Below are 26,633 nucleotides of genomic sequence, written 5' to 3'. Positions count from 1 at the left end.
GATTTTTTTGAACCTTTGTTGGTTCTTTTTTGAGTTTTTTTTAAGAGTCGATGATTCTCTTCAATTTTGTTCATTGTTGGAGAGTTTGATCCTGGCTCAGGACGAACGCTGGCGGCGTGCTTAACACATGCAAGTCGAACGCTGAAGCCATCTTCGGGTGGTGGATGAGTGGCGAACGGGTGAGTAACACGTGGGTAACCTGTCCTGTACTTTGGGATAAGCCCTGGAAACGGGGTCTAATACCGGATACGCATCATTGCCTGCATGGGTGGTGGTGGAAAGCTCCGGCGGTATGGGGTGGGCCCGCGGCCTATCAGCTTGTTGGTGGGGTGATGGCCTACCAAGGCGACGACGGGTAGCCGGCCTGAGAGGGCGACCGGCCACACTGGGACTGAGACACGGCCCAGACTCCTACGGGAGGCAGCAGTGGGGAATATTGCACAATGGGCGCAAGCCTGATGCAGCGACGCCGCGTGAGGGATGACGGCCTTCGGGTTGTAAACCTCTTTCGCCAGGGACGAAGCCCTTTTGGGGTGACGGTACCTGGAGAAGAAGCACCGGCTAACTACGTGCCAGCAGCCGCGGTAATACGTAGGGTGCGAGCGTTGTCCGGAATTATTGGGCGTAAAGAGCTCGTAGGCGGTTTGTCGCGTCGGCCGTGGAAACTGGAGGCTTAACCTTCAGCGTGCGGTCGATACGGGCAGACTTGAGTTCGGTAGGGGAGTCTGGAATTCCTGGTGTAGCGGTGAAATGCGCAGATATCAGGAGGAACACCGGTGGCGAAGGCGGGACTCTGGGCCGATACTGACGCTGAGGAGCGAAAGCGTGGGGAGCGAACAGGATTAGATACCCTGGTAGTCCACGCTGTAAACGTTGGGCGCTAGGTGTGGGCGACATTCCACGTTGTCCGTGCCGTAGCTAACGCATTAAGCGCCCCGCCTGGGGAGTACGGCCGCAAGGCTAAAACTCAAAGGAATTGACGGGGGCCCGCACAAGCGGCGGAGCATGTGGATTAATTCGATGCAACGCGAAGAACCTTACCTGGGCTTGACATGCACAGGATTCCGGCAGAGATGTCGGTTCCCTTGTGGCCTGTGTGCAGGTGGTGCATGGCTGTCGTCAGCTCGTGTCGTGAGATGTTGGGTTAAGTCCCGCAACGAGCGCAACCCTTATCCTATGTTGCCAGCACGTAATGGTGGGGACTCGTGGGAGACTGCCGGGGTCAACTCGGAGGAAGGTGGGGATGACGTCAAGTCATCATGCCCCTTATGTCCAGGGCTTCACACATGCTACAATGGCTGGTACAGAGGGTTGCGATACCGTGAGGTGGAGCGAATCCCTTAAAGCCGGTCTCAGTTCGGATCGCAGTCTGCAACTCGACTGCGTGAAGTCGGAGTCGCTAGTAATCGCAGATCAGCAACGCTGCGGTGAATACGTTCCCGGGCCTTGTACACACCGCCCGTCACGTCACGAAAGTCGGTAACACCCGAAGCCCATGGCCCAACCCCCTTTGTGGGGAGGGAGTGGTCGAAGGTGGGACTGGCGATTGGGACGAAGTCGTAACAAGGTAGCCGTACCGGAAGGTGCGGCTGGATCACCTCCTTTCTAAGGAGCACATCACGTCCATCAGCTGCTGTTGTGGTTGGTGGGGTGGCTGGGTGGAACATCCGAGTGTGGTGTTGCCTGGTTGCTCGAGGAATTGTGGAACTGCTGGTGAGGGCTGCTGCTGGTTGGTGGCTGGGTGTTTAGTACTGCGAGCCTCCTGTTGTGGGGTTGGCGTGGAAGGGGCCTGGTTTGCTGGTTGGTGGTGGTTGTGGATGAGGCACACTGTTGGGTCCTGAGGCAACACGTGAGTGTTGTTTTGGGTGTGGTGTTTGAGAATTGTAGAGTGGATGCGAGCATCTTTGTGGTCAAGTTATTAAGAGCACATGGTGGATGCCTGGGCATCAGGAGCCGATGAAGGACGTGGGAGGCTGCGATAAGCCTCGGGGAGCTGTCAACCGAGCTGAGATCCGAGGGTGTCCGAATGGGGTAACCCAGCACTCGTGATGGAGTGTTACCCGCACCTGAATATATAGGGTGTGTGGAGGGAACGCGGGGAAGTGAAACATCTCAGTACCCGTAGGAAGAGAAAACAATTGTGATTCCGTGAGTAGTGGCGAGCGAAAGCGGAGGAGGCTAAACCGCATGCATGTGATACCTGGCAGGGGTTGTGTGTGTGGTGTTGTGGGACCTAGCGTCAGAGGACTGCCATTCTCTGGGATGTGTTGCATGGTTAGCGGAAGCGCCTGGGATGGTGCGCCGTAGTGGGTGAGAGTCCCGTACGTGAAAACTGTGTTGGCATGTCTTGTTGGTGTTCCCGAGTAGCAGCGAGCTCGTGGAATTTGCTGTGAATCTGCCGGGACCACCCGGTAAGCCTAAATACTTCCTGGTGACCGATAGCGGACGAGTACCGTGAGGGAAAGGTGAAAAGTACCCCGGGAGGGGAGTGAAAGAGTACCTGAAACCATGTGCTTACAAGCCGTCAGAGCTGAACTTTCGGGTTTGGTGATGGCGTGCCTTTTGAAGAATGAGCCTGCGAGTTAGTGCTGCGTGGCGAGGTTAACCCGTGTGGGGTAGCCGTAGCGAAAGCGAGTCTGAATAGGGCGTGTGAGTCGCGTGGTCTAGACCCGAAGCGGAGTGATCTACCCATGGCCAGGGTGAAGCGCCGGTAAGACGGCGTGGAGGCCCGAACCCACTTAGGTTGAAAACTGAGGGGATGAGCTGTGGGTAGGGGTGAAAGGCCAATCAAACTCCGTGATAGCTGGTTCTCCCCGAAATGCATTTAGGTGCAGCGTCGTATGTTTCACACCTGGGGTAGAGCTACTGGATGGCCTAGGGGCCTTACCGGGTTACCGAAGTCAACCAAACTCCGAATACGGGTGTGTGAGAGTGCGGCAGTGAGACGGCGGGGGAAAGCTTCGTCGTCGAGAGGGAAACAGCCCAGAACGCCAGCTAAGGCCCCTAAGTGTGTGCTCAGTGGAAAAGGATGTGGGATTGCCCAGACAACCAGGAGGTTGGCTTAGAAGCAGCCATCCTTGAAAGAGTGCGTAATAGCTCACTGGTCAAGTGGTCCTGCGCCGATAATGTAGCGGGGCTTAAGCACACCGCCGAAGCTGTGTCATTGACACATGAGATCCGCCCATGCTTTCGGGTGTGGGTGCAGTCGTGTTGATGGGTAGGGGAGCGTCGATCATCCAGGGAAGCCATGGCGGAAGCTAATGGTGGAGGGTGGTCGAGTGAGAATGCAGGCATGAGTAGCGAAAGCAGAGTGAGAACCTCTGCCGCCGGATGACCAAGGGTTCCTGGGCCAGGCTAATCCGCCCAGGGTAAGTCGGGACCTAAGGCGAGGCCGACAGGCGTAGTCGATGGATAACGGGTTGATATTCCCGTACCCGCGTGTGTGCGTCCCTGATGAGGCAGGTGAGACTAACCACCCGAAGCTCCCTTAACTTCCTTCGGGAAGGTGGGGGGTGGAGCGTGGGACCTGATCCTGTAGTAGTCAAGTGATGGGGTGACGCAGGAAGGTAGCTCCGCCAGTAAGTGGTATGACTGGTGTAAGCGTGTAGGCCGAGTGGTAGGCAAATCCGCCACTCACGGGGCTGAGACGTGATGCGTACCCGTATGAGGGGAAGTGAGTGATCCTATGCTGCCGAGAAAAGCCTCTAGCGAGTGCATGTGCGGCCCGTACCCCAAACCGACACAGGTGGTCAGGTAGAGAATACCAAGGCGATCGGGTGAACTGTGGTTAAGGAACTCGGCAAAATGCCCCCGTAACTTCGGGAGAAGGGGGGCCAAAACACGTGAACACCCTCGCGGTGGGAGCGTGGGTTGGCCGCAGAGACCAGCGGAAAGCGACTGTTTACTAAAAACACAGGTCCGTGCGAAGAAGCAATTCGATGTATACGGACTGACGCCTGCCCGGTGCTGGAACGTTAAGAGGACCGGTTAGCCCTTCGGGGCGAAGCTGAGAATTTAAGCGCCAGTAAACGGCGGTGGTAACTATAACCATCCTAAGGTAGCGAAATTCCTTGTCGGGTAAGTTCCGACCTGCACGAATGGCGTAACGACTTTCCGGCTGTCTCAACCACAGGCCCGGCGAAATTGCACTACGAGTAAAGATGCTCGTTACGCGCGGCAGGACGGAAAGACCCCGGGACCTTTACTATAGCTTGGTATTGGTTTTCGGTTCGGCTTGTGTAGGATAGGTGGGAGACTGGGAAGCTCACACGCTAGTGTGGGTGGAGTCATCGTTGAAATACCACTCTGGTCGAATGGGAAATCTAACCTCGGACCATGATCTGGTTCAGGGACAGTGCCTGGTGGGTAGTTTAACTGGGGCGGTTGCCTCCCAAAGAGTAACGGAGGCGCCCAAAGGTTCCCTCAGCCTGGTTGGCAATCAGGTGTTGAGTGCAAGTGCACAAGGGAGCTTGACTGTGAGACCGACGGGTCGAGCAGGGACGAAAGTCGGGACTAGTGATCCGGCACCACCTGGTGGAAGGGGTGTCGCTCAACGGATAAAAGGTACCCCGGGGATAACAGGCTGATCTTGCCCAAGAGTCCATATCGACGGCATGGTTTGGCACCTCGATGTCGGCTCGTCGCATCCTGGGGCTGGAGTTGGTCCCAAGGGTTGGGCTGTTCGCCCATTAAAGCGGCACGCGAGCTGGGTTTAGAACGTCGTGAGACAGTTCGGTCCCTATCCGCCGCGCGCGCAGGAGACTTGCGGAAGGCTGTCCCTAGTACGAGAGGACCGGGACGGACGAACCTCTGGTATGCCAGTTGTCCCACCAGGGGCACGGCTGGTTAGCTACGTTCGGAAGGGATAACCGCTGAAAGCATCTAAGCGGGAAGCCTGTTCCTAGATGAGGTCTCCCACCCGTCATGGGTTAAGGCCCCCACCAGACCAGTGGGTTGATAGGCCAGAAATGGAAGCACAGCAATGTGTGAAGTTGACTGGTACTAATAGGCCGAGGACTTGCCCACAAACATGCTACGCATCCACTCTACAACTCTGAAACACCACACCACACAAACTGAATACGACACACATCGTCAGGCTTTCATTCCCCGCCAACCACACGGTTCCGGGGAATGCCACCACACACAGAACACCCTGTTGCTGGTGGACAGAGTTACGGCGGTTATAGCGGCAGGGAAACGCCCGGACCCATTCCGAACCCGGAAGCTAAGCCTGCCAGCGCCGATGGTACTGCACTCGCGAGGGTGTGGGAGAGTAGGACACCGCCGAACATTCTTCAACACTGCCCCGGGTTGAGCGTTTCGCTCCCCGGGGCAGTGGTATGTCGACACCGATGTCGCAGGTCATGTTGAGCGCAGGGCGTGACAGTCGGTGCGTGCACACCGGTTACGCTGTATTGAGCGGGAAATCTATGGAGGTCACGGTGTCGGAATCAGGTGGTCGCGGCGCGCCCCCTCGTGGTGATCGGGGCGGTAGGCCGGAGCGCGACCAGCGCGGCAGGCGTGACCATGCCGGGCAGGGCAAGCCGTCCCGTCAGCGGGATTACCGCGATCGGGGGCGGGAGGACAAACCCGCTCGCCAGCGCGGCGGCCGTGACCGCCAGGAGGAGAAGCCGCAAGGTCCAGTGGCGCCGGAGCTCCCGGAGGACATCGAAGCCTCAGCCCTGGACATCGAGGTGCGCAAGGAGTTGCGCAGCCTGCCCAAGGACCTGGCCGAACTTGTTGGCAAACACCTTGTCGCAGCGGGCGAGCTCGTCGACACGGATCCGGAAGCGGCCCTGGAGCACGCCCGGTTCGCGAAGGTGAAGGCGTCGCGCATCCCGGTGGTGCGCGAGGCCGTCGGACTCGCCGCGTACCACGCGGGCCAGTGGGCGGAAGCGCTGTCCGAGCTGCGGGCGGTACGGCGGATGACGCGCAGCAACATCCACGTCGCGATCATGGCCGACGCCGAACGGGCGCTCGGCAGGTCGGAACGGGCGCTCGACCTCGCGAAGGAAACCGACGTCAAGAGCCTCCCACCAGAGATCGCGGTGGAACTGCGCATCGTCGCCGCGGGCGCGCGACGCGATCTAGGACAGCTCGACGCGGCTGTCGTCGCCCTGCAAGGAGACGACCTCGACCCTCGCAAGCGGCTGCCGTGGAGCGCGCGACTGTTCTACGCCTATGCGGACAACTTGCTTGAAGCAGGCAGGAAGGACGAGGCAGCCACCTGGTTCACCCACGCTGCCGAAGCCGACACTGAGGAAGAAACCGACGCGGCAGAGCGGGCGGCAGAACTGGGATGACCGCGCAGTCGCTCCTGGACCGCTACGACTGCCTGCTGCTCGACCTCGACGGCACGGTCTACTACGGCCCTGAGGCGATCAAGGGCGCTGTCAGCGGCATCGACGCGGCACACACGGCGGGCGTCGCGGTGCGGTTCGTGACCAACAACGCCTCCAAAACGCCGGACACCGTCGCGTCGCACCTGCGAGACCTGGGCGTTCCCGCACGGACTGACGAAATCGCCACCAGCGCACAGGCGGGCGCGCGGCTCCTGGCGGCCGCCGTGCCCGCAGGCGCAACGGTGCTCGTCGTCGGTACGGACGCCCTCGCGGCGGAGGTCAGCCGTCTTGGCTTGCGGACGACCCGCGGGTACAACGACGACGTCGCTGCCGTCGTGCAGGGCCACTCGCCCGAGACCGCGTGGGCCGACCTCGCCGAAGCCTGCACCGCGATCCGGGCTGGCGCGCGATGGGTGGCCTGCAACGTCGACCCGACGCTGCCCACCGAGCGCGGCCAACTGCCAGGCAACGGCTCGATGGTCGCCGCGCTACGCACCGCCACCGGCACTACTCCGGCCGTGGCGGGCAAACCGGAGCCAACGCTGTTCACCGAAGCCGCCCGCGCCGCCGACGCACGGGCGCCGCTGGTGATCGGCGATCGGCTCGACACCGACATCGCGGGCGCCACAGCGGCAGACCTGGACTCGTTGCTGGTGCTCAGCGGCGTCACCAACCCGGCGGACGTGCTCGGAGCACCGGAAGGTCAGCGCCCGCGGTATCTCGCGGACGACGCGTCCGCCGTGACCGCCCCTGCCGCGGAGCTGGCGGTGGGGGCGCGAGCTGGCTGGCAGGTCGACGTCGCGGACGGTGAGCTGCGGGTGAGCGGCGCGGGAGAACCACTTGACCTGCTTCGCGCGTTGTGCCCGCTGGCGTGGCAACACGGCGTCCGGTGTGCGAGTGGTACCACTGACATCGCCAAAGCCGTGGTGAACACACTCGGTGTCGGGGCTATCGACTACCGTTGACCACGTGGAGGAGCAGATGAGCGACCCTGGTGCGGAACAGGCCGGGGACGCGCCGCAGGACACCGACCCGCTCGCGGGCGTCGCCGAGGCGGTCCGAGCGCTGGACGACCTGGACCAGCGCCCGGTCGCCGAGCACGTGGAGCGATTCGACGCGGTGCACACCGAGTTGACGGTCGCGCTGTCCAGCATCGACAAGGTCTAGGACATCGCGTGGGGCGCAAGGCGCGGCTCGACGCCGAGCTGGTCCGGCGCGGCTTGGCGCGGTCGAGAGAACATGCCGGCCAGCTGATCAGCAGTGGAAGTGTGCTGGTGCGTGGTATGGCGGCGAAGAAGGCAGCCACCGGAGTTGAGCTGGACGCGCCGATCGTAGTGCGCGATACCGACGACCCTGGCTGGGCGTCGCGCGGCGCGCACAAGCTGCTCGGCGCGTTGGCGGCGTTCGAATCACTCGGGCTCAGCGTCGAGGGCAAACGCTGCCTGGACGCGGGCGCGTCGACCGGCGGCTTCACCGACGTGCTGCTGCGCAGGGGCGCGCGGACGGTGATCGCGGCCGACGTCGGCAGGGGACAGCTGGACTGGCGGCTGCAAACCGATGAGCGGGTCGTCGTCATGGACAAGACCAACGTGCGGTCGCTGTCGCTGGACGACATCGGCGAACCGGTGGAGCTGGTGGTGGGCGACCTGTCGTTCATCTCACTGCGGCTGGTGCTGCCCGCGCTTGCCGACTGCACCGTGCCCGACGCCGACCTGGTGCCGATGATCAAGCCGCAGTTCGAGGTCGGCAAGGAGCGCCTCGGCACCGGCGGTGTTGTCCGCGAACCCGAGCTGCGCGCCGAGGTCGTGCTCGACGTACTGACCGAGGCAGCCAAACTGGGCCTGAGCACCGCCGCGGTGGTAGCGAGCCCCTTGCCTGGGCCGTCCGGCAACGTCGAGTATTTCGCCTGGCTGCGCCGGACCGGGGATGGTGATGACCCCGCGAAGCGGGCCGAACTGGTCGCCACGGCGGTGGAGGAGGGGCCGGCATGACACGCCAGGTACTGCTCGTGGTCAACCCCGATCGGGAGACCAACCGTGAGGCGGCGCGGGAGGTCGCCGAGCTGTTCGGCGCGGCGGGGTTCCAGCTGCGGGTGCTCGACGCCACGGTGGCGGACTTTCTCGCCGCCCAAGGTGATACTCCGGTCAGGGACACGCTGCCGCTGACCATCAGCGAGGACGAACCGGCGTCCGGCGTCGAGTTGGTGTTCGTGCTCGGTGGCGACGGCACGCTGCTGCGCGCCGCCGAGCTGGCGCGACCCGCGCGGGTCCCGATCCTCGGCGTGAACCTCGGCCGCATGGGCTTTCTCACCGAGGCCGACTCCACCGCGCTCGCCGACACTGTCCGGCGCGTGGTGGACAGGTCGTACCAGGTCGAACGCCGTATGACCGTGGACGTCACGGTCACCGTCGGCGACGAGGTGCTCGCTCGGACATGGGCGCTCAACGAGGCCAGTGTCGAGAAGAGCTCGCGGGAACGCATCCTCGACGCGCTGATCAGCATCGACGGGCACCCCGTTTCCTCCTTCGGCTGCGACGGCGTGCTCTGCGCGACGCCGACCGGCTCGACCGCGTACGCCTTCTCGGCCGGCGGTCCGATCATCTGGCCGGACGTCGAAGCCCTGGTCGTCGTCCCCAGCAACGCGCACGCCATGTTCGCCCGCCCGATGGTCGTTTCGCGGGAGTCGGTTATCGCTATCGACATCGACCCTCACGGTTCCACCGGTGTCCTGACCTGCGACGGGATGCGCCACGTCGAGCTCCCGCTCGGCGCGCGGATCCAGGTCGTCGCCGGAGAGGTGCCGGTGCTGCTCGCCCGGTTGTGGGAAGGCCCGTTCACCGACCGCCTGGTGCACAAGTTCGCACTCCCGGTGAAAGGCTGGCGGGAGCGCCACGCGCCAGAGTGAGGGCGCTGAAGTGCACACACGGCGTCGGGAGTGCATGACACGACGTCCTGAGTGACGGACACGGCGTCGGGAGTGCGGGACACGACACCGTTGGGCGTGGGACACGACGTGGTGTCCGGGTTACCCGCTACGGTGGGAGCCGTGCTGGCCGAGATGCGGATTCAGGGCCTCGGTGTTATCGACGACGCCCTGCTCGAACTGCACCCGGGACTCACCGTGGTCACCGGGGAAACCGGCGCGGGCAAGACCATGGTGGTCACCGGCCTCCACCTGCTCTCAGGGGGCCGTTCCGACGCCTCTCGGGTGCGCAATGGCGCGAAGAAGGCCATCGTCGAGGGCAGGTTCGCGCTGACGAAGCTGCCTGCCGCGGTGGAGATGATCGAGGAATCCGGCGGAGAGGTCGACGAGGACGGCAGCGTGATCGCGCTGCGCAGCGTCGGTAAGGACGGCCGCTCCCGTGCTCACCTCGGCGGCAGGTCGGTCCCGGCCGGCGCGCTCGGTCAGTTGTCCGACCAGCTCATCGCCGTGCATGGGCAGAATGACCAGCTCCGCCTGATGCGGACCGCTGAGCAGCGTGCGGTGATCGACCGGTTCGCGGGGGACGCCGTCGCTACGCCGCTCGCGGAGTATCAGCGGGTCCGCGCCGAGTGGCAGGACGTCGTTCGCGAGCTGGCCGAACGCACCAGCCGCTCTCGCGAGCTCGCGCAGCAGGCCGACATGCTGCGGCACGGGCTGGACGAGATCGAGGCCGTCGCACCGGAATCCGGTGAGGACACCGCACTGGTTGAGCAGATCAAACGGCTCTCCGAGGTCGACGAGCTGCGCACCGCGGCCGGTGCCGCACAGGCGGCGGTGTCCGGTGCTGACGACGCCGACCCAGACCAACCTGGCGCGCTCGGCCTGGTCAGCGAGGCCCGCCAGCGCATCGCATCGGCCGAGGATCCCGTGCTCACCGAACTCGACTCCCGGCTGGAGCAGGCCGCCGTGCTGCTCGCGGATGTCGGCTCCGAGCTGGGCGGCTACCTCGACGGCCTTGACGCCGACCCTGCCACGCTCGACAAGGCCCTCGCACGCCAGGCCGAGCTGAAACAACTCACCCGCAAGTACGCCGCCGACGTCGACGGCGTACTTGCCTGGGCAGAAGAGGCTCGCCAGCAACTGTCCGGAATGGACACCTCGGAGGATGCGCTCGCGGAACTGGCGCGGCGTCGTGACGCACTGGCCGCCGAGCTGGCTGGGCACGCCGCTGCCGTCTCGCGGGCTCGCGGCGAGGCCGCCGCCGAGCTGGCGACGTCGATCACCGGCGAACTGTGCGGGCTGGCCATGGCGCAGGCAGAGGTGGACGTCGTGGTGCGCCCGATGACCGCGGACGCCGACGATCCCGCCGCGCTCGCCGTCGACGGGCAGCGATTACACGCTGGCCCGGACGGCGTCGACGAGGTGGAGCTGCTGCTGCGTGCGCATCCCGGCGCGCCAGCGCTTCCGGTGCACAAGGGCGCGTCCGGTGGTGAGCTGTCCCGCGTGATGCTGGCGATCGAGGTCGTCATCGCGGGCGCGGATACCGTGCCGACGCTGGTGTTCGACGAGGTCGACGCCGGGGTTGGCGGCAGGGCCGCCGTGGAGATCGGCAGGCGGCTCGCGCGGTTGGCGCGCACCCACCAGGTGCTGGTCGTGACGCACTTGCCGCAGGTCGCCGCCTATGCCGACCAGCACCTCGTCGTCGACAAGGGCACCGACGGCGGCGTCACCCGCAGCGACGTCCGCACACTCGACGACGAGGAGCGCGTCATGGAGCTGGCACGGATGCTGGCTGGCATGGACGGCACGGAGACCGGTCGCGCGCACGCTGAGGAGCTGCTGGCCGTCGCCGGTGCCGAGAAGGTGTGAATAACCACTGAGTTCGACCCGGTCCTTCGGCGTGGCGGGCGCGCATTCTGGTTTCCTTTTGTCACTATCGGGCCCATGAAACTCAGCGGCCTGCTTTCGAAAAGCACCGAAACGCTGCCTGGAGTGGCCGGCGTGGCGCGGGTCGATCGACGCACCGGGGAACTACTGCGCAGGGTAGGGCCCGGCGACATCGTCGTCCTTGACCAGCTCGATCTCGACCGCGCGACCGCGGCCGCGCTCGCGGCGGCAGGGGTCGCTGGCGTCGTGAACGCATCGGTGTCCATCTCGGGACGATTTCCCAATCTTGGCCCGGAAATCCTTGTTGGCGCGGGAATTCCCCTCGTAGACGACGTCGGAACGGACGTTCTCCGCCGCATCAAAGATGGCAGCAAGATCCGGTTGCACGAGGGTGTCGTCTACAACGGGGAACGCGAAATCGCGCGCGGGGTGGAGCAAACCCCCGACAGCGTCGCGGACCAGATGATCGAGGCGAAGGCGGGCATGACCGCCCAGCTGGAAGCGTTCTCCGCCAACACAATGGAGTTCCTGCGCGCCGAGCGCACGCTGATCCTGGACGGCGTCGGCGTGCCAGGGCTGCGGGTGGCGATGAAAGACCGGCACGCGCTCGTCATCGCGCCGGGCACCGACCACGCCAAGGACCTCAAACGGCTCAAGAAGTACATCGCCGAGCACCGGCCGGTGCTCATCGGCGTTGACACCGGTGCCGACACGCTGCGCGAGGCGGGCTACACACCGGACGTCGTGGTCGGCGACCCGAACGCCGTGGCATCCGCGACGCTGAAGAACGCGGGTGAGATCGTCATCCCGGCCCAGCTCGACGGCTACGCACCCGGCATCGACCGCATCCAGGACCTCGGCGTCGGCGCGGTGACGTTCCCGTCCACCGGCAACGCCGAAGACCTCGCGCTGCTACTCGCCGACACTCATGAGGCGAGCCTCGTCGTCACCGTCGGCTTCCAGGCGACGCTGGCGGAGTTCCTCGACCGAGGCCGGTCCGGCTCGAACCCGTCGACGTTTCTCACCCGGCTCAAGCTGGGCACCAAGATCGTCGACGGCAAGGCGGTCGGGATGCTGCACCGCAGCCGGATCTCGCTGTGGGCGGTCGTGCTGCTGGTGGTCTCCGCGCTGGTGGTGGTGGCCGCCGCGCTGCTGGTCTCCGATGTCGGCGGCGTCTATCTGGACTGGGCCGCCGAGCAATGGCGGTCCCTGACGACCTGGTTCAAGGGGCTGGTCACGTGATCTCGTTGCGCTACCACATCATCTCGATCGCCGCGGTGTTCCTCGCGCTCGCGGTCGGGGTCGTGCTCGGCTCAACCACGCTGAGCGGCACGCTGCTGTCGGCGTTGTCGGACGAGAAGAGCAACCTGGCCAACCAGGTGACCGAGCTGGAAGCGGAACGCAACGGGCTGCAGGCCCGGCTGGCCGACGCCGACGCGTTCGCGGGCGCGGTCGGGCCGAAGGTGGTCTCTGGGCTGCTGGACAAGCGCACCGTGCTCGTCGTGACGACCGACGGTGTCGCACCGTCCGAGCGCGACGGTGTGGTGAAGCTGATCGAGTCGGCGGGCGGCAGCGTGTCCGGCGAGATCAAGCTGACCGAGGCGTTCATCGATCCCAGCAAGGCCGAGCAGGTGTCCGACATCGCGATCCGGCTGCAACCGTCTGGCGCGAAGTTCCCGACGTCCGGCGGTCCCGGCGCGCTCGCGGGCGCGCTGCTCGGTGAGACGTTGCTGCTCGACGGCAAGTCCGCCAAGCCGCAGACATCGTCCGAGGAGCGAGACGCTGCCGTGGCCGGGCTGTCCGACGGCGGGTTCGTCGAGACCACCGGCGATGTGGAGCCCGCGCAGCTCGCCGTCGTGCTGGTCGGTGACAGGGCGCAGGGCACCGGCGCCGGCGACAAGGCCGTCACGCTCGCGCGTTTCGCAACCCAGCTGGACAAGGCGGGGGCGGGCGCCGTGCTGGCTGGCCGGACGTCGGCGGCGGGCGGCTCTGGCTCGATCGGTGTCGTCCGGGCCGACACGGCGGCGTCCGACATCCTCTCGACCGTGGACAACCTGCACACCCAGGCGGGCAGGGTCACCACCGTGCTGGCGCTGCGGGAACAGCTGGAGGAGGACACCGGCCGCTACGGCACCGCGGGCAACGCCGAGGCGCCCGCGCCCGGCGTGGCGGCGTCGGGGAGCTGAGCTACCCCAGCATTCCCTCCCACGTCGCCACGAACCCGGGGAACGTCTTGCCGACCGTGGCGGGGTTCTCCACCGTGATGCCGGGCACGCGGAGCCCGAGAACCGCACCGGCCATCACGAGCCGGTGGTCGTCGTAGGTGTGGAACGTCCCCGCGTGGAGCGGCGCCGGGGAGATTCGCAGCCCATCGGCGGTCTCCGACACGTCCGCGCCCAGCCCGGAGAGCTCGGTGGCCAGGGCCGCGAGCCGGTCGGTCTCGTGCCCGCGCAGATGTGCCACCCCGGAGATCAGCGATGGCCCGTCCGCGAAGCACAGCAACGCCGCGACCACCGGCGTCAGCTCGCCCACCTCGTGCAGGTCAAGCTGCTGCCCGGCGAACCCGCCCTCGCCTGTGACGACGAGCCCCGTGTCGTCAAGCGATACCCGCGCGCCGAGGTCGCGCAGCAACTCCCGCAGCCAGTCGCCGGGCTGCGTCGTCCGCGACGGCCAGTCGCGCACCCGCACCGTGGACCCGGTCAGCGCGGCTGCGGCCAGGAACGGCGCCGCGGTGGACAGGTCCGGTTCCACGGTGAAGTCCGGGCAGGACAGTGTCGCCGGGGGAACGTGGAATTCGGTGCCGTCACGTTCTGGCGCCGCGCCGAACCGGCGGAGCAGGTCCAGCGTCATCGCCACGTGCGGTTCGCTCGGCGGCGCGCCACCGGCCAGCCGTACCGTGACGCCCTTCTCGAACGCGGGGCCAGCCAGCAGCAGCGCTGACAGGAACTGACTCGACGCCGAGGAGTCCAGCGTCACAGCGCCGCCAGCGAGGCCCCCGGAACCGCGCACGGTGAACGGTGGCGCGCCCCTGCCGCCGTCGTCGATGTCCGCCCCGAGGTCGCGCAACGCCTCGAGCAGCGGCGCGATGGGACGCCTGCGGATCGCCTCGTCGCCGTCGAAGCGCACCGTGTGGGATCCCAGCGTCGCCAGCGCCGGGGTGAACCGCGCCACGGTGCCCGCGTTGCCCAACTCCACCGACACGTCGCCGGTGCCGCCGGTCAGCGGCGTCACCATGACCCCGTCGAGGTCGCCGGGGTCATCGGCGGCCGCATCGGACATCGGCCGCCAGGACGCGCCGAGGGCGTCCAGCGCGGCCAGCATCAGCCGCGCGTCGCGGGAATCAAGCGGATGCCGCACCGTCGTCGGCTCACTGGCCAGCGCGGCGAGCACGTACGCCCGGTTGGTGATCGACTTCGAACCGGGCACCCGCACCGTCGCGTCGAACGCGCCGGTCGCGGTCGGTGCCACCCACGCTTCGGCTGACATGACCGGGTGTCCTCCCTCGGGTCGGGTTTGTGCGTGTTAGCGTAAAGGCCCGTGGGACTTCAGCCTCGGACAGTCAAGCATGTGTTCGTCACGGGAGGTGTCGCCTCCTCGCTCGGCAAGGGGCTGACAGCCTCCAGCCTGGGTCAGCTACTCACGTCTCGGGGCCTCCGGGTCACGATGCAGAAGCTGGACCCTTACCTCAACGTCGACCCTGGGACGATGAATCCGTTCCAGCACGGCGAGGTGTTCGTCACGGAGGACGGCGCGGAGACCGATCTCGATATCGGTCACTACGAGCGCTTCCTCGACCGGGACCTCACCGGCCACGCGAACGTCACGACCGGCCAGGTGTACTCCGAGGTCATCGCCAAGGAGCGCAGGGGCGAGTACCTCGGTGACACTGTGCAGGTCATTCCGCACATCACCGATGAGATCAAGTCGCGGATCACGGCGCTGGCCGAGTCCGACGGCACCGGATATCGCCCCGACGTCGTCATCACCGAGGTCGGCGGCACCGTCGGCGACATCGAGTCGCTGCCGTTCCTTGAGGCCTGCCGGCAGGTGCGCCACGACGTCGGCAGGGACAACTGCTTCTTCCTGCACGTCTCACTGATTCCGTTCCTCGCGCCGTCCGGGGAGCTCAAGACCAAGCCGACGCAGCACTCCGTCGCCGCGCTGCGCAACATCGGTATCCAGCCGGACGCGCTGGTGTGCCGCGCCGACCGGGAGATCGGTGACGATCTCAAGCGCAAGATCGGCCTGATGTGCGACGTCGAGAACGAGGCGGTCATCGCCTGCCCCGACGCGCCGTCGATCTACGACATCCCGAAGGTGCTGCACCGGGAGGCGCTGGACGCGTACGTGGTGCGTCGGCTCGGGCTGCCGTTCCGCGACGTCGACTGGACGGTGTGGGGCGACCTGCTCGATCGGGTGCACAACCCGAAGGAGACGGTGCGGATCGCGCTGGTCGGCAAGTACATCGACCTGCCGGACGCCTACCTGTCGGTGACCGAGGCGCTGCGTTCCGGGGGCTTCGCCCACCACGCCAAGGTGCAGATCAGCTGGGTGGCCTCCGACGACTTGGCCACGCCCGAAGGCGCGTCGCACGCGTTGCACGGCGTCGACGGCATCCTCGTGCCAGGCGGGTTCGGCATTCGCGGCATTGAGGGCAAGGTCGGCGCGATCACCTACGCCCGCGAACGCAAGATCCCGGTGCTGGGCCTGTGCCTGGGGTTGCAGTGCATGGTCATTGACGTGGCCCGCAACCTCGCGGGCATCACCGGTGCTGGCTCGACCGAGTTCGACGGCGAGATCACCGACCCGGTCATCTCGACCATGCCGGACCAGAAGGAGGTCGTGCGCGGTGAGGCCGACATGGGCGGCACCATGCGGCTCGGCGCGTATCCGGCGAAGCTCACCGACGGGACGCAGGTCGCCAAGGCGTACGGCACCATCGACGTCTCCGAGCGGCACCGCCACCGCTACGAGGTCAACAACCACTACCGCGAGCGGCTCACCAAGGCGGGCCTGGTGTTCTCCGGGACGTCGCCGGACGGCAAGCTGGTCGAGTTCGTCGAGTTGCCGGAGGAGACGCACCCGTTCTTCGTCGGCACCCAGGCACACCCGGAGCTGAAGAGTAGGCCGACCCGCCCGCACCCGCTGTTCGACGCCTTCGTGCACGCCGCGGTGAACTACCGCAAGGCGGAGCGGCTGCCGCTGCCCGAGACGTCGTGAACGGCAGGGCATGAGCCAGAACAGCAGCACCGAACCGGGCACGCACGAGTTCGACGTCGTCGCGTCCGAGGACATCCACGTCGGCCGGGTGGTCGCGCTGCGCGTCGACGACGTCGTGATGCCAGGCGGCAGGACCGCGCGCCGGGAGATCGTCGAGCACCTCGGCGCCGTCGCGATCGCGGCGGTCGACGCCGATGGTCAGGTCACGCTGGTCTCGCAGTACCGGCACCCGATCGGTCGGCGGTTGCTCGAGCTGCCAGCGGGGCTGCTCGACGTCGCGGAGGAGGACCCGCTGGTGACCGCACAGCGGGAACTGCGCGAGGAGGCAGGCCTCGTCGCCGGGCGGTGGGACACGCTGGTCGACATGGCGGCCTCTACCGGATTCACCGACGAGGTGGTGCGGATCTACCTGGCACGGGACCTGACCGTGGTGGACAGGGAGATCGCGGGCGGCGATGAGGAAGCCGACATCGTGCTCACCCGGATGCCGCTGGCCGATGCCGTCCAGCGGGTACTGACGGGGGAGCTGATCAACGGCGCCACCGTCAGCGGGCTGCTCGCGGCGCACGCGGTGCTGTCCGGCGCGACCGAGCCACGGTCCGCCGACGTGCCGTGGCGGGACCGGCCGACGGCCTTCGCGGCGAGGAAGCACGCAGACTGAACCGCGGGACACCCGGCGCGTGTCCGGGGACCGCGTCGGTGCCTGCCGGTACGGTGTCCGCGTGGCACGCAGCGACCCGGAGCGGGTGGTCAGGGCCTACCTGGACCACCTCGCTGTCGAGCGCGCGACCGCGCGCAACACTCTGAACAGCTACGAGCGTGACCTGCGCCGTTACCTCGCCTATCTCGACACCGCCCGGCGCACCAGCCTGGCCGACGTCACCGAGTCCGACGTCACCGGTTTCGTCGTGGCGCTGCGGGAAGGTAGCGAGGACCACCCGCCGCTGGCGGCGTCGTCGGCGGCGCGGGCGCTGGTCGCGGTGCGCGGGTTGCACCGGTTCGCCGCGCGGGAGGGCATCGTCGGTGACGACGCCGCCCGCGACGTCACCCCACCGCCTCCGCTGAAACGGCTGCCCAAGGCGCTGCGCATCGACGAGGTCGCGAAGCTGCTGGACACCCCGCCCACCGATGACCCGCGGGCGCTGCGGGATCAGGCGCTGCTCGAAGTGCTGTACTCGACCGGCGCGCGGATCTCCGAGGCGATCGGGCTTGACGTCGACGACGTCGAGTCGGCAGAGCGTACCGTCCTGCTCGATGGCAAGGGCGGCAAGCAGCGGCTCGTGCCGATCGGCAGGCCCGCGCTGGCCGCCCTCGACGCGTACCTGGTGCGGGCGAGGCCCGCGCTGGCTCGTAAGGGCAGGGGGACCTCGGCGCTATTCCTGAACGCGCGGGGCGGCAGGCTGTCGCGGCAGGGTGCGTGGCAGGTACTCAAGGCCAACGCCGAGCGGGCGGGACTGTCGGACGCGGTGTCGCCGCACACGCTGCGGCACTCGTTCGCTACCCATCTGCTGGAAGGCGGGGCGGACGTCCGGGTGGTGCAGGAGCTGCTCGGGCACGCCTCGGTGACCACGACGCAGGTCTACACCCGTGTCACCGTCATGACCTTGCGCGAGGTGTACGCTACCGCGCACCCTCGGTCCAGGTAGGCACGGAGAACGTCGTCTCGGAATGATTTCGGGGTTCTGCGGCGAGCCGCTTTGCCGCAGCTAGTTGCTCACCCATAGGCTGCCGTCGAGCAGGGAGAGCAAGGAGTCTTCTCGTCATGGCGACACCTCACTCACTTCGGGCACCGGAGGTCTTCGGCGAACAGCCGGCCGCCGGTGCGCCGGACAGCGCACCGAGTGCCAGCTCGGCCGCGAGCACGTCGTCGCGGGGCTCTGGTGTGTCGGGCACCCCGGCGAGCAGCAAGCCGGAGCAGAAGTCGGAGCAGAAACTCGGCCCGACGGGTCGGCCGCTGCGCGAGATACCCGAACCTCCGCCGCTCGATCGGCACGGTCCGGCGCGCGTGCTGGCGATGTGCAACCAGAAGGGTGGCGTCGGCAAGACGACGTCCACCATCAACCTGGGCGCGTCGCTGGCCGAGTACGGCCGCAAGGTATTGCTCGTCGACTTCGATCCGCAGGGCGCGCTGTCCGTCGGGCTCGGGGTGCAGCCGCACGAGCTGGACCAGACCGTCTACAACGCCGTCATGGAGTCGTCGATCAACGTGCGCGACATCCTGCACAAGACGTCGATCGACGGCATTGACCTGCTGCCGAGCAACATCGACCTGTCGGCGGCAGAGGTGCAGCTCGTCGCCGAGGTCGGCCGCGAGCACAGTCTGATGCGCGTGCTGCGCCCGCTGATCGCGGAGTACGACTTCGTGCTGGTGGACTGCCAGCCGTCGCTCGGGTTGCTCACCGTCAACGCGCTCACCGCCGCTGACGGTGTGATCATCCCGCTGGAGTGTGAGTTCTTCAGCCTGCGCGGGGTCGCGCTGCTCATGGACACCATCGACAAGGTTCGTGAGCGCCTGAATCCGAGTCTGGACATCATCGGTATCCTCGCCACCATGTTCGACCCGCGTACATTGCATTCCAAGGAGGTCATCTCCAGGGTGGTCGAGGCGTTCGGGGACACCGTGTTCGACACGGTCATCAACCGCACCGTGCGGTTCCCGGAAACCACCGTCGCTGGGGAGCCCATCACGACGTGGGCGCCGAAGTCCGTTGGCGCGACCGCCTATCGTCAACTCGCGCGAGAGGTGATTCGCCGGTGACAAGACGGGTGTCTTTGCCCGGCGCCTCAGAACTCTTCTTCCGCACCACAGCAACGTCCGAGTCGAGCGGCACGGATTCGTCCGGCGGCTCGGCGGAGAAGACCGCACCCGCCCCGCGCGGGAACGAAGAGGGCTCCGCGACAGACAGGCGCGCCGCGCCGCGCAAGAAGCATGACTCGAAGATCACGGTGTACCTGTCCAGCGAGCAGTTGCTCGCGTTGGAGCAGGCGCGGCTCGCGCTGCGAGGTAGCCACGGTCTCGCGGTGGACCGGGGCAGACTGGTGCGCGAGGCGGTCGCGGTGATGCTGGAGGATTTCGAGGCCAACGGCGAGGATTCGGTCCTTGTGCGACGATTGCGCATTGAGGAAGACGAGCACGGTGCGCAAGCCCAGCTCGGGTAGCTTCCGAGCGCGAATAGAGCACACATGACCGAAGCGGACGACGCGATCGTTGTTGACGACGCGGTCGCTGGCAGTGACGTCGAGGAGCAGCCCAGTTCCAAGTTCCGGGTGCGGCTGGCGAACTTCGAGGGGCCGTTCGACCTGCTGCTGCAGCTGATCTCGCAGCACGAGCTGGACGTCACCGAGGTCGCCCTGCACCAGGTCACCGACGACTTCATCGCGCACACCAAAGCGCTCGGCGAGGGATGGGACCTCGACGAGACCACCGAGTTCCTGGTGATTGCGTCGACGCTGCTCGACCTGAAAGCCGCGCGGCTGCTGCCGTCCGGCGACGTCGAGGACGAAGAGGACCTCGCGCTGCTCGAGGCACGCGATCTGCTGTTCGCTCGGGTGCTGCAGTACCGTGCGTACAAGCAGGTCGCCGCGCTGTTCGCGGAGCTGGAAGCCGGTGCGCTACGACGTTACCCGCGGTCGGTGTCGCTGGAAGAGCGTTACCTGGGGTTGCTGCCCGAGGTGATGCTCGGTGTCGACCCGGACGGACTCGCGGAGATCGCGGCAGCGGTGTTCCGGCCGAAGCCGCCGCCGACGGTGTCGCTCGACCACCTGCACGCCGGCAAGGTGTCGGTGCGGGAGCACGCCGCGATCCTGCGGTTGCGGCTGGCCGAGCACGGTTCGGCGAGCTTTACCGAGTTGGTGACGGACTGCGAGCACACGCTGGAGGTGGTCGCCCGGTTCCTCGCGCTGCTCGAGCTGTACCGCGAGGCCACGGTGGAGTTCGAGCAGGCCGATCCGCTCGGGGAGCTACGGGTGACCTGGACCGGCGGGTCCGTCGACGAGGCCAGCGCCGCCGCGGAGCGCGATCGTGTGAGCGAGGACGAGGAGGAGTACGGGTGAGTACCCCGGAGAACGACGCCGACCACCACGGCGACATCGCGCTGGACGCCGCATCGGAGGACGCTGCTGCTGCCGCCGCACCCGACGAGCCCTCCGACGTCTCTGACGGCCCGATCGACGCCGATGCCGCGCCCCCTGACGCCCCAGCCGATGCCGCGCCCCCTGACGCCCCGGAGCAGGAGGGCGCACCGATCGACGTCACGGACGCGCTGCCCGACGTCTCCACCGATGAGCGCCTGATCGCGGCACTGGAGGCGTTGCTGCTGGTCGTCGACTCCCCGGTGTCGGAGGAGTCGCTTGCCTCCGCCGTCGAGCAGCCGGTCGACCGCGTCACCGAGGCGCTGCGCACGCTCGCCGAGGACCTCGCCGACAGGGAGAGCGGCATCGAACTACGTCGGGCTGGTGACGGCTGGCGGTTCTACACCCGCGACACGTACGCGCCGTTCGTGGAGAAACTGCTGCTCGATGGGCAGCGCTCCAAGCTGACCCGCGCCGCGCTGGAGACGCTGGCCGTGATCGCCTACCGGCAGCCGGTCACCCGCTCGCGCGTCGCCGCGGTGCGCGGCGTGAACGTCGACGGCGTGATCCGGACGCTGCTCGCGCGCGGGCTGATCGAGGAGTACGGCACCGACAGCGAGACCGGTGGCACGCTCTACGTCACCACCGAGTTGTTCCTGGAGCGGCTGGGTCTGCCCTCGCTGTCCGACTTGCCGCCGATCGCGCCGTTGCTGCCCGAAGTGGACTCCATCGATGACCTCTGAGTCGAACTCGACCGCTGAGCCGGAGCTGGTGCGGCTACAGAAAGTGCTCGCCAAGGCGGGAGTCGCCTCCCGCCGCGCCGCCGAGCAGCTGATCATGCGAGGACGGGTGAGCGTCGACGGCGAGGTGGTGCGCGAACTCGGGACCAAAGTAGACCCCGACACCGCCGTGATCCGCGTCGACGGTGACCGCGTCATCGTCCGCGATGACCTGGTCTACCTCGCGCTGAACAAGCCTCGTGGCATGCACAGCACCATGACCGACGATCGGGGCAGGCCCTGCGTCGGTGACCTGGTGGCCGACCGCACGGAGCGGCTGTTTCACGTCGGCAGGCTTGACGCCGAGACCGAGGGCCTGTTGCTGCTGACCAACGATGGCGAGTTGGCGCACCGGCTCATGCATCCCTCGTACGAGGTGCTGAAAACGTACGTCGCCGAGGTCGACGGTGTGGTGCAGCGTGGTCTCGGCGCGCAGTTGACTTCCGGGGTCGAGCTGGAGGACGGGCCGGTGAAGGCCGACCGGTTCCGCGTGATCGACTCCCGCCCCGGTCGGTCGATGGTGGAAATCGTGCTGCACGAGGGCCGCAAGCACATCGTGCGCCGGCTACTCGACGAGGTGGGACATCCCGTCCAGCGGCTGGTCCGCACCGCGGTCGACGACGTCACGCTCGGTCAGCTCAAGCCCGGCTCGCTCCGCCCGCTCACCCGCAAGGAACTCGCCTCGTTGCATGCCGCAGTCGGGCTCTGAGCGAGTGTGTCGACGTTGTGGTCGCTATGACGACCACAACGCCTCAAGATCACCCGCCCCCGCGACGCTCCGCGAGCACCGTCACTGCGCTGGCTTCGGCGCCGGTGTGCCCCGGATCGCCCGGACGGCAGGCTCCACGACGCGGGCGGCGATCGGCCCCAGCGCCGCCATGATCAGCACGTATGTTGTCGCCAGCGCTGCCAGCCGCGCTTCGACCGCGCCGGCGGACACCGCTAGTCCCGCGATGATGATGGAGAACTCACCGCGTGCGATCAGCGACGCGCCCGCGCGTGCCCGGCCGAGCGGGCCGATGCCCTGCCTGCGGGCCGCCCACCAGCCGGTCGCGACCTTGGTGATCGTGGTGACCACTGCCAGCACCACCGCGAAGGCCAGCACCGGCGGGATGTCCCTCGGATCGGTGTTCAGCCCGAACACCACGAAGAAGATCGCCGCGAACAGATCGCGCAGCGGTTCGAGCACCCGCGTGGCGCTTCGCGCCGCGGGGCCGGCGATCGCGATGCCGAGCAGGAACGCGCCCACCGCCGCCGAGACCTGCATCGCCGCCGCGACACCGGCGACAAGCAACGCCGAGCCGAGCAGCTTGAGCAGGAAGATCTCCCTGTCCTCGCTGAACAGCACCGCCGAGACGTACCGCCCGTACCGCATGGCCACCACGAGCACGACGGTCACCACAAATAGCGAGATGCCCACCGCCCGCAGCCCGGCCAGCAGGCTGATGCCGCCGAGCACCGCCGTCAACGTCGGCAGGTAGGCGGCCATGACCAGGTCCTCGAACACCAGGATCGAGAGCACCACCGGGGTCTCGCGGTTACCGGTGCGGCCAAGGTCGTTGAGGATCTTGGCGATGATGCCGGATGACGAGATGTAGGTGATGCCACCCATCACGAAGGCAGCCGTCGGTCCCCAGCCGAGCAGCAGCGCGAGCGCCGCGCCGGGCGTCGCGTTGAGCACGATGTCGACCAGCCCAGCCAGCCACGACCGCTGGAGCCCGGTGAACAACTCGGTCGCGGTGTACTCGAGGCCAAGCATCAGCAACAGCAGCACGACGCCGATCTCAGCGGCGAGGTGGGTGAACTCCTCGATGTTGCCGAGTTCGATGACGCCGCCGTTGCCGAAGGCGAGCCCGCCGAGCAGATACAGCGGAATGGGTGACATCCCTACCCGCTGGGCGAGCCTGCCGAGCACGCCGAGACTGAAGAACACCGCGCCCAGCTGGATCAGTGACAGGGCCGTGTTGTCGGCTTCCACGGCTCAGCCGTTCTTGAGGACCTTCGCCGCAGCGCCGAGGCCCTCCGACGTGCCGACGGCAACGAGCAGGTCGCCGGAGGTGAACGTGTAGTCGGGGCCCGGCGACGGGTGTACTTGACCGGCGCGCATCACCGCGACGACGGACACACTGGTGCGGGTGCGCATCTGGGTGTCACCGAGGGTGCGGCCGTCGTAGGGGGAGTTGTCCTCGATCGGCAGCTGCTTGGTCTGGATTCCCGGCAGGTCCTTGTGCTCCTCGGTGAGCTGCGCCACGAGCTGCGGCGCGCCGAGCAGGTTGCCGAGCGTCGCGGACTCGTCAACGGTCAGCGGGATTGAGGCCACGCACGCATCGGGGTCGTCCGCGCGTGAGATGATCAGTTCGATCGCCCCGTCGCGGTGGTTGATGACACCGATGCGCTGGCCAGTGCGCAGCGCGAAGTCTTTGCGCACGCCGATGCCAGGAAGTGGTGTTACCTCTACGTTCACACGCCCACCGTAGCTGAGGTGGCGCGTCCTCGCGGGTGCGGTCAGCGGCATGCGCTGCATCCCCGCACGAGGGCGGCAGGCAGAATGTCGGGAGACGGACAGGCTGGACAAGGAGTGATCGTTGGCTGCTCAACTGCGGGGTGTCGTCGCCATGGACGGGCCGTCTGGCACCGGAAAGACGACGGTGGCGCGCAGGCTCGCCGACCGGCTTGGCGCCGGGTACCTCGATACCGGCGCCATGTACCGGGCGATCACCCTCGCCGCGCTGCGCTCGGGCGTCGACGTCGCGGACGCCGACGCGGTGACCGCGGCGGCCAAGGCGGCCGAGCTGGAGGTCGGCACTGATCCGCACCACCCGGTCGCGCTACTGGACGGCGATGATGTCGCCGCCGAGATCCGCGGCGACGCGGTGACGTCGGCGGTCTCGGCGGTCGCCGCCGTGCCCGCCGTGCGGGATCTGCTGGTCGGGATGCAGCGGCGCGTCATCGAGGGCGTGCTCGCCGATGTCGGCGGCATCGTCGTGGAGGGCCGTGACATTGGCACGGTCGTCACGCCAGACGCCCCGCTCAAGATCTTCCTGACCGCGTCCGCCGACGTGCGGGCCGCTCGCAGGCTGGCGCAGGACTCCGCGGCTGGTCGCGAGTCGAACCACGTCGACGTGCTGCGCTCAGTTGACCGCAGGGACCGGCTGGACTCGACCCGCGCGACCAACCCCATGCGCCCCGCCGACGACGCTGTCGAGTTCGACACCAGCGACCTCGGCATCGATGGCGTGGTGACATCATTGTGCGAGCTGGCCGAGCAGCGCGGCATTATGGCCGAGCGTGGGACGCCGACGTGAGTGACGCCGTGAGCGATCTGCCTGCCGGTGCGCACCGAGGACTGCACGACGTCGCGCGGCTGCTCGCGCGGTGGGTGTTCCGGCCAGCGTTTCGGATCAGGATGCGTGGCAGCGAGCGCGTGCCGCGCACCGGACCGATCGTGCTGGTGGCCAACCACACCTCGATGGTGGAACCGCAGCTGCTGTTCGGATTATTGCCGCGCCGTTCGGTGTTCTTGGTCAAGGAGGAGATGTTCCACGGCCCGGTCGGCAGGGGCCTGGAACTGATCGGACAGCTTCCGGTGCGCAGGGGCGAGCCAGACAGGACGCCGTTGCTGCACGCGGTGCGGTTGCTGCGGTCCGGTGGCATGGTCGGGGTGTTTCCCGAAGGCACGCGGGGCAGCGGTGATGTGAAGGTCGCCGAGCTGGGCGCGGCGTGGCTGGTGCGCTCGTCCGGGGCGATCGTGCAGCCCGTCGCGGTGCGAGGCACCCGCCGCCCGGCCGGGACACGCAGGCGGTTCCGCCCTACGGTGGACGTTTACTTCGGCGAGCCGTTCGCGCTGGACGTGCCCCGGGGCAGGGCGGGGCTGGCCGACGCGACCGAGCAGCTGCGCGTGCGGCTCGCGGACACGGTCGCGGAGCTGGATACCTGGCGTGCGACGCACGGCGGGTCGGAGCGAACAAGGGATGTGCGGCAATGACCGATGCGGATGGCACCTGGTCGGACGAATCGGATTTCAAGGCGCTGGATGACGCCATCGCGGCCGCCGACGAGGAGCAAGGGCCCGAGGTGCAGCCGGTGGTCGCTGTCGTCGGCAGGCCGAATGTGGGCAAGTCCACGCTGGTGAACCGGATCCTTGGCAGGCGGGAAGCCGTCGTGCAGGACACGCCCGGTGTTACTCGCGACCGGGTCGCCTACGACGCCAACTGGGCTGGCAGGCGGTTCACGCTGGTCGACACCGGCGGCTGGGAGCCGAAGGCGAGTGGGCTGCAAGCCGCGGTGGCGGCGCAGGCTGAGCTGGCGATGAACACGGCGGACGCGGTGCTGCTCGTCATCGACGCCACCGTGGGCGCGACGGAGGCCGAGCAGGCGGTCGCGCGGGTGTTGCGGCGTTCCAAGCGGCCGGTGATCCTCGCGGCCAACAAGGTGGACGACGAACGCGTGCTCGCCGACGTGGCGCAACTGTGGTCGCTTGGGCTGGGCGAGCCGTACCCGGTGAGCGCGTTGCATGGCCGCGCGTCAGGGGATCTGCTCGACGCGGTCGTCAACGCGCTGCCGGACGCGCCCGCCGAGAAGGACACGGTGGGCGGGCCGCGCAGGGTGGCGCTGGTTGGCAAGCCGAACGTGGGCAAGTCCAGCCTGCTGAACAAGCTCACCGGTGAGGACCGGTCCGTGGTGCACCATGTCGCGGGCACGACGGTTGACCCGGTTGACTCGCTGGTCGAGCTGGATGGGCAGGCATGGCGGTTCGTGGATACCGCCGGCCTGCGCAAGCGGGTGAACACGGCGAAGGGCACCGAGTACTACGCCTCGTTGCGTACCAAAACCGCGATCGACGCCGCCGAGGTGGTGATCGTGCTGCTCGACGCGAGCGAGCCGATCACCGAGCAGGACCTGCGGGTGCTGACCATGGTGGTCGAGTCCGGCCGGGCGTGCGTGCTCGCGATGAACAAGTGGGATCTGGTCGACGACGAACGCCGTTATCACCTGGATCGCGAGCTGGACCGTGGTCTCTCCCGGATCAGGTGGGCGCAACGGGTGAACGTTTCAGCGCTGACTGGGCGCGCGGTGCGCAAGCTGGCGCCCGCGATGCGTACGGCGTTGGCGTCCTGGGACAGCCGGGTGCCGACTGGGCGGCTCAACGGCTGGTTGTCCGACCTCATCGCGGCGACCCCGCCGCCGGTGCGGGGCGGCAAGCAGCCGAAGGTGCTGTTCGCGACGCAGGCCAGCATCCGGCCGCCGACGTTCGTGCTGTTCTCGACGGGTTTTCTCGAGGCGGGCTACCGGCGGTTCATCGAGCGCAAGCTGCGTGAGGAGTTCGGCTTCGAGGGCAGCCCGGTGCGGATCAATGTCCGGGTGCGGGAGAAGAAGCCCCGCAAGCGCTAGGCGGTGCGCCGAGCGCCG

The 26,633-nt window shown here is 67.2% G+C and carries 22 protein-coding genes and 3 rRNA genes; 22 read left to right on the top strand and 3 right to left on the bottom strand.

The features are described 5' to 3' along the window. Positions 1 to 73: 73 nt before the first annotated feature. From AMYHA_RS15950 to AMYHA_RS15895, 11 genes are all read left to right on the top strand, one after another. Positions 74 to 1,605, top strand: a 16S ribosomal RNA gene (locus AMYHA_RS15950). Between the two features lie 303 nt (positions 1,606 to 1,908). Beyond that, positions 1,909 to 5,025: ribosomal RNA gene (locus AMYHA_RS15945) — 23S ribosomal RNA — on the top strand. A gap of 150 nt (positions 5,026 to 5,175) precedes the next feature. Beyond that, positions 5,176 to 5,292: ribosomal RNA gene (gene rrf / locus AMYHA_RS15940) — 5S ribosomal RNA — on the top strand. Together the 16S, 23S and 5S rRNA genes form the textbook arrangement of a ribosomal RNA operon. Positions 5,293 to 5,444: 152 nt before the next feature. Further along, complete coding sequence (locus AMYHA_RS15930; protein ID WP_231104779.1) at positions 5,445 to 6,305, top strand: hypothetical protein; 861 nt, start codon at positions 5,445 to 5,447, stop codon at positions 6,303 to 6,305. Continuing rightward, positions 6,302 to 7,309, top strand: coding sequence for an HAD-IIA family hydrolase (locus tag AMYHA_RS15925; protein ID WP_034272155.1), 1,008 nt, complete (start codon positions 6,302 to 6,304; stop codon positions 7,307 to 7,309). Before AMYHA_RS15930 ends, AMYHA_RS15925 begins: the two co-directional genes overlap by 4 nt. Positions 7,310 to 7,325: 16 nt before the next feature. Further along, entirely contained in the window at positions 7,326 to 7,511 is a 186-nt protein-coding gene (locus tag AMYHA_RS15920) for a hypothetical protein (protein ID WP_051399981.1), read from the top strand. 8 nt (positions 7,512 to 7,519) lie between these two features. Then, complete coding sequence (locus AMYHA_RS15915) at positions 7,520 to 8,335, top strand: TlyA family RNA methyltransferase (protein ID WP_034272148.1); 816 nt, start codon at positions 7,520 to 7,522, stop codon at positions 8,333 to 8,335. Beyond that, positions 8,332 to 9,249 (top strand): NAD kinase, encoded by a 918-nt coding sequence (locus AMYHA_RS15910; protein WP_034272145.1) that lies wholly within the window; start codon positions 8,332 to 8,334, stop codon positions 9,247 to 9,249. The genes AMYHA_RS15915 and AMYHA_RS15910 overlap by 4 nt, the downstream gene beginning before the upstream one ends. Positions 9,250 to 9,402: 153 nt before the next feature. Next, on the top strand, positions 9,403 to 11,136 hold the full coding sequence (gene recN, locus AMYHA_RS15905) for a DNA repair protein RecN (RefSeq protein WP_231104957.1): 1,734 nt from the start codon (positions 9,403 to 9,405) through the stop codon (positions 11,134 to 11,136). Between the two features lie 75 nt (positions 11,137 to 11,211). After that, positions 11,212 to 12,396, top strand: coding sequence for a putative cytokinetic ring protein SteA (gene steA / locus AMYHA_RS15900; protein ID WP_034277501.1), 1,185 nt, complete (start codon positions 11,212 to 11,214; stop codon positions 12,394 to 12,396). After that, positions 12,393 to 13,340: a copper transporter gene (locus AMYHA_RS15895; RefSeq protein WP_034272142.1), complete on the top strand. Its 948-nt coding sequence runs from the start codon at positions 12,393 to 12,395 to the stop codon at positions 13,338 to 13,340. Before steA ends, AMYHA_RS15895 begins: the two co-directional genes overlap by 4 nt. Before the next feature lies 1 nt (position 13,341). Here AMYHA_RS15895 and aroA read toward each other — a convergent pair whose 3' ends face one another. Next, entirely contained in the window at positions 13,342 to 14,640 is a 1,299-nt protein-coding gene (gene aroA, locus AMYHA_RS15890) for a 3-phosphoshikimate 1-carboxyvinyltransferase (RefSeq protein WP_034272139.1), read from the bottom strand. Positions 14,641 to 14,691: 51 nt separating this feature from the next. Between aroA and AMYHA_RS15885 the strand changes: the two genes are divergently transcribed. From AMYHA_RS15885 to AMYHA_RS15850, 8 genes are all read left to right on the top strand, one after another. After that, positions 14,692 to 16,374 carry a CTP synthase gene (locus tag AMYHA_RS15885; protein ID WP_034272137.1) on the top strand — a complete coding sequence of 561 codons (1,683 nt, stop codon included), beginning with the start codon at positions 14,692 to 14,694 and terminating at the stop codon, positions 16,372 to 16,374. 10 nt (positions 16,375 to 16,384) lie between these two features. Continuing rightward, the gene (locus tag AMYHA_RS15880) at positions 16,385 to 17,035 is read left to right on the top strand and encodes an NUDIX domain-containing protein (protein WP_034272135.1); all 651 of its coding nucleotides are present in this window, start codon (positions 16,385 to 16,387) and stop codon (positions 17,033 to 17,035) included. A gap of 85 nt (positions 17,036 to 17,120) precedes the next feature. Beyond that, positions 17,121 to 18,020, top strand: coding sequence for a site-specific tyrosine recombinase XerD (gene xerD / locus AMYHA_RS15875; RefSeq protein ID WP_034277498.1), 900 nt, complete (start codon positions 17,121 to 17,123; stop codon positions 18,018 to 18,020). A 116-nt stretch (positions 18,021 to 18,136) separates the two neighbouring features. Beyond that, the gene (locus AMYHA_RS15870; protein WP_034272134.1) at positions 18,137 to 19,132 is read left to right on the top strand and encodes a ParA family protein; all 996 of its coding nucleotides are present in this window, start codon (positions 18,137 to 18,139) and stop codon (positions 19,130 to 19,132) included. Further along, complete coding sequence (locus tag AMYHA_RS15865) at positions 19,129 to 19,533, top strand: hypothetical protein (RefSeq protein ID WP_034272131.1); 405 nt, start codon at positions 19,129 to 19,131, stop codon at positions 19,531 to 19,533. Before AMYHA_RS15870 ends, AMYHA_RS15865 begins: the two co-directional genes overlap by 4 nt. Before the next feature lie 24 nt (positions 19,534 to 19,557). Next, the gene (locus AMYHA_RS15860; protein WP_034272128.1) at positions 19,558 to 20,427 is read left to right on the top strand and encodes a segregation and condensation protein A; all 870 of its coding nucleotides are present in this window, start codon (positions 19,558 to 19,560) and stop codon (positions 20,425 to 20,427) included. Further along, the gene (gene scpB, locus AMYHA_RS15855; protein ID WP_034272126.1) at positions 20,424 to 21,188 is read left to right on the top strand and encodes an SMC-Scp complex subunit ScpB; all 765 of its coding nucleotides are present in this window, start codon (positions 20,424 to 20,426) and stop codon (positions 21,186 to 21,188) included. The genes AMYHA_RS15860 and scpB overlap by 4 nt, the downstream gene beginning before the upstream one ends. Beyond that, positions 21,178 to 21,933 (top strand): pseudouridine synthase, encoded by a 756-nt coding sequence (locus AMYHA_RS15850; RefSeq protein ID WP_034272123.1) that lies wholly within the window; start codon positions 21,178 to 21,180, stop codon positions 21,931 to 21,933. The genes scpB and AMYHA_RS15850 overlap by 11 nt, the downstream gene beginning before the upstream one ends. Before the next feature lie 81 nt (positions 21,934 to 22,014). On the opposite strand, the gene AMYHA_RS15845 is transcribed toward AMYHA_RS15850, so the two are convergent. Together AMYHA_RS15845 and AMYHA_RS15840 are read right to left on the bottom strand one after the other, a co-directional pair. Then, positions 22,015 to 23,202 carry a cation:proton antiporter gene (locus tag AMYHA_RS15845; RefSeq protein ID WP_034272121.1) on the bottom strand — a complete coding sequence of 396 codons (1,188 nt, stop codon included), beginning with the start codon at positions 23,200 to 23,202 and terminating at the stop codon, positions 22,015 to 22,017. A 3-nt stretch (positions 23,203 to 23,205) separates the two neighbouring features. Then, positions 23,206 to 23,688: a cation:proton antiporter regulatory subunit gene (locus tag AMYHA_RS15840; protein WP_034277496.1), complete on the bottom strand. Its 483-nt coding sequence runs from the start codon at positions 23,686 to 23,688 to the stop codon at positions 23,206 to 23,208. Between the two features lie 121 nt (positions 23,689 to 23,809). On the opposite strand from AMYHA_RS15840, the gene cmk reads away from it, so the two are divergent. From cmk to der, 3 genes are read left to right on the top strand one after another with little or no spacing between them, the layout of a single operon-like run. After that, complete coding sequence (gene cmk / locus AMYHA_RS15835) at positions 23,810 to 24,529, top strand: (d)CMP kinase (protein WP_231104778.1); 720 nt, start codon at positions 23,810 to 23,812, stop codon at positions 24,527 to 24,529. Further along, complete coding sequence (locus AMYHA_RS15830; RefSeq protein WP_034272119.1) at positions 24,526 to 25,209, top strand: lysophospholipid acyltransferase family protein; 684 nt, start codon at positions 24,526 to 24,528, stop codon at positions 25,207 to 25,209. Before cmk ends, AMYHA_RS15830 begins: the two co-directional genes overlap by 4 nt. After that, positions 25,206 to 26,615, top strand: a complete 1,410-nt coding sequence (gene der / locus AMYHA_RS15825) for a ribosome biogenesis GTPase Der (RefSeq protein WP_034272117.1) — start codon at positions 25,206 to 25,208, stop codon at positions 26,613 to 26,615. Before AMYHA_RS15830 ends, der begins: the two co-directional genes overlap by 4 nt. Positions 26,616 to 26,633: the final 18 nt, after the last annotated feature.

Source organism: Haloechinothrix halophila YIM 93223 (genome assembly GCF_000504245.1).
Taxonomy (GTDB): domain Bacteria; phylum Actinomycetota; class Actinomycetes; order Mycobacteriales; family Pseudonocardiaceae; genus Haloechinothrix_A; species Haloechinothrix_A halophila.
Note: the sequence above shows the minus strand (reverse complement) of the source record. Positions and strands in the feature narration are given on the sequence as shown.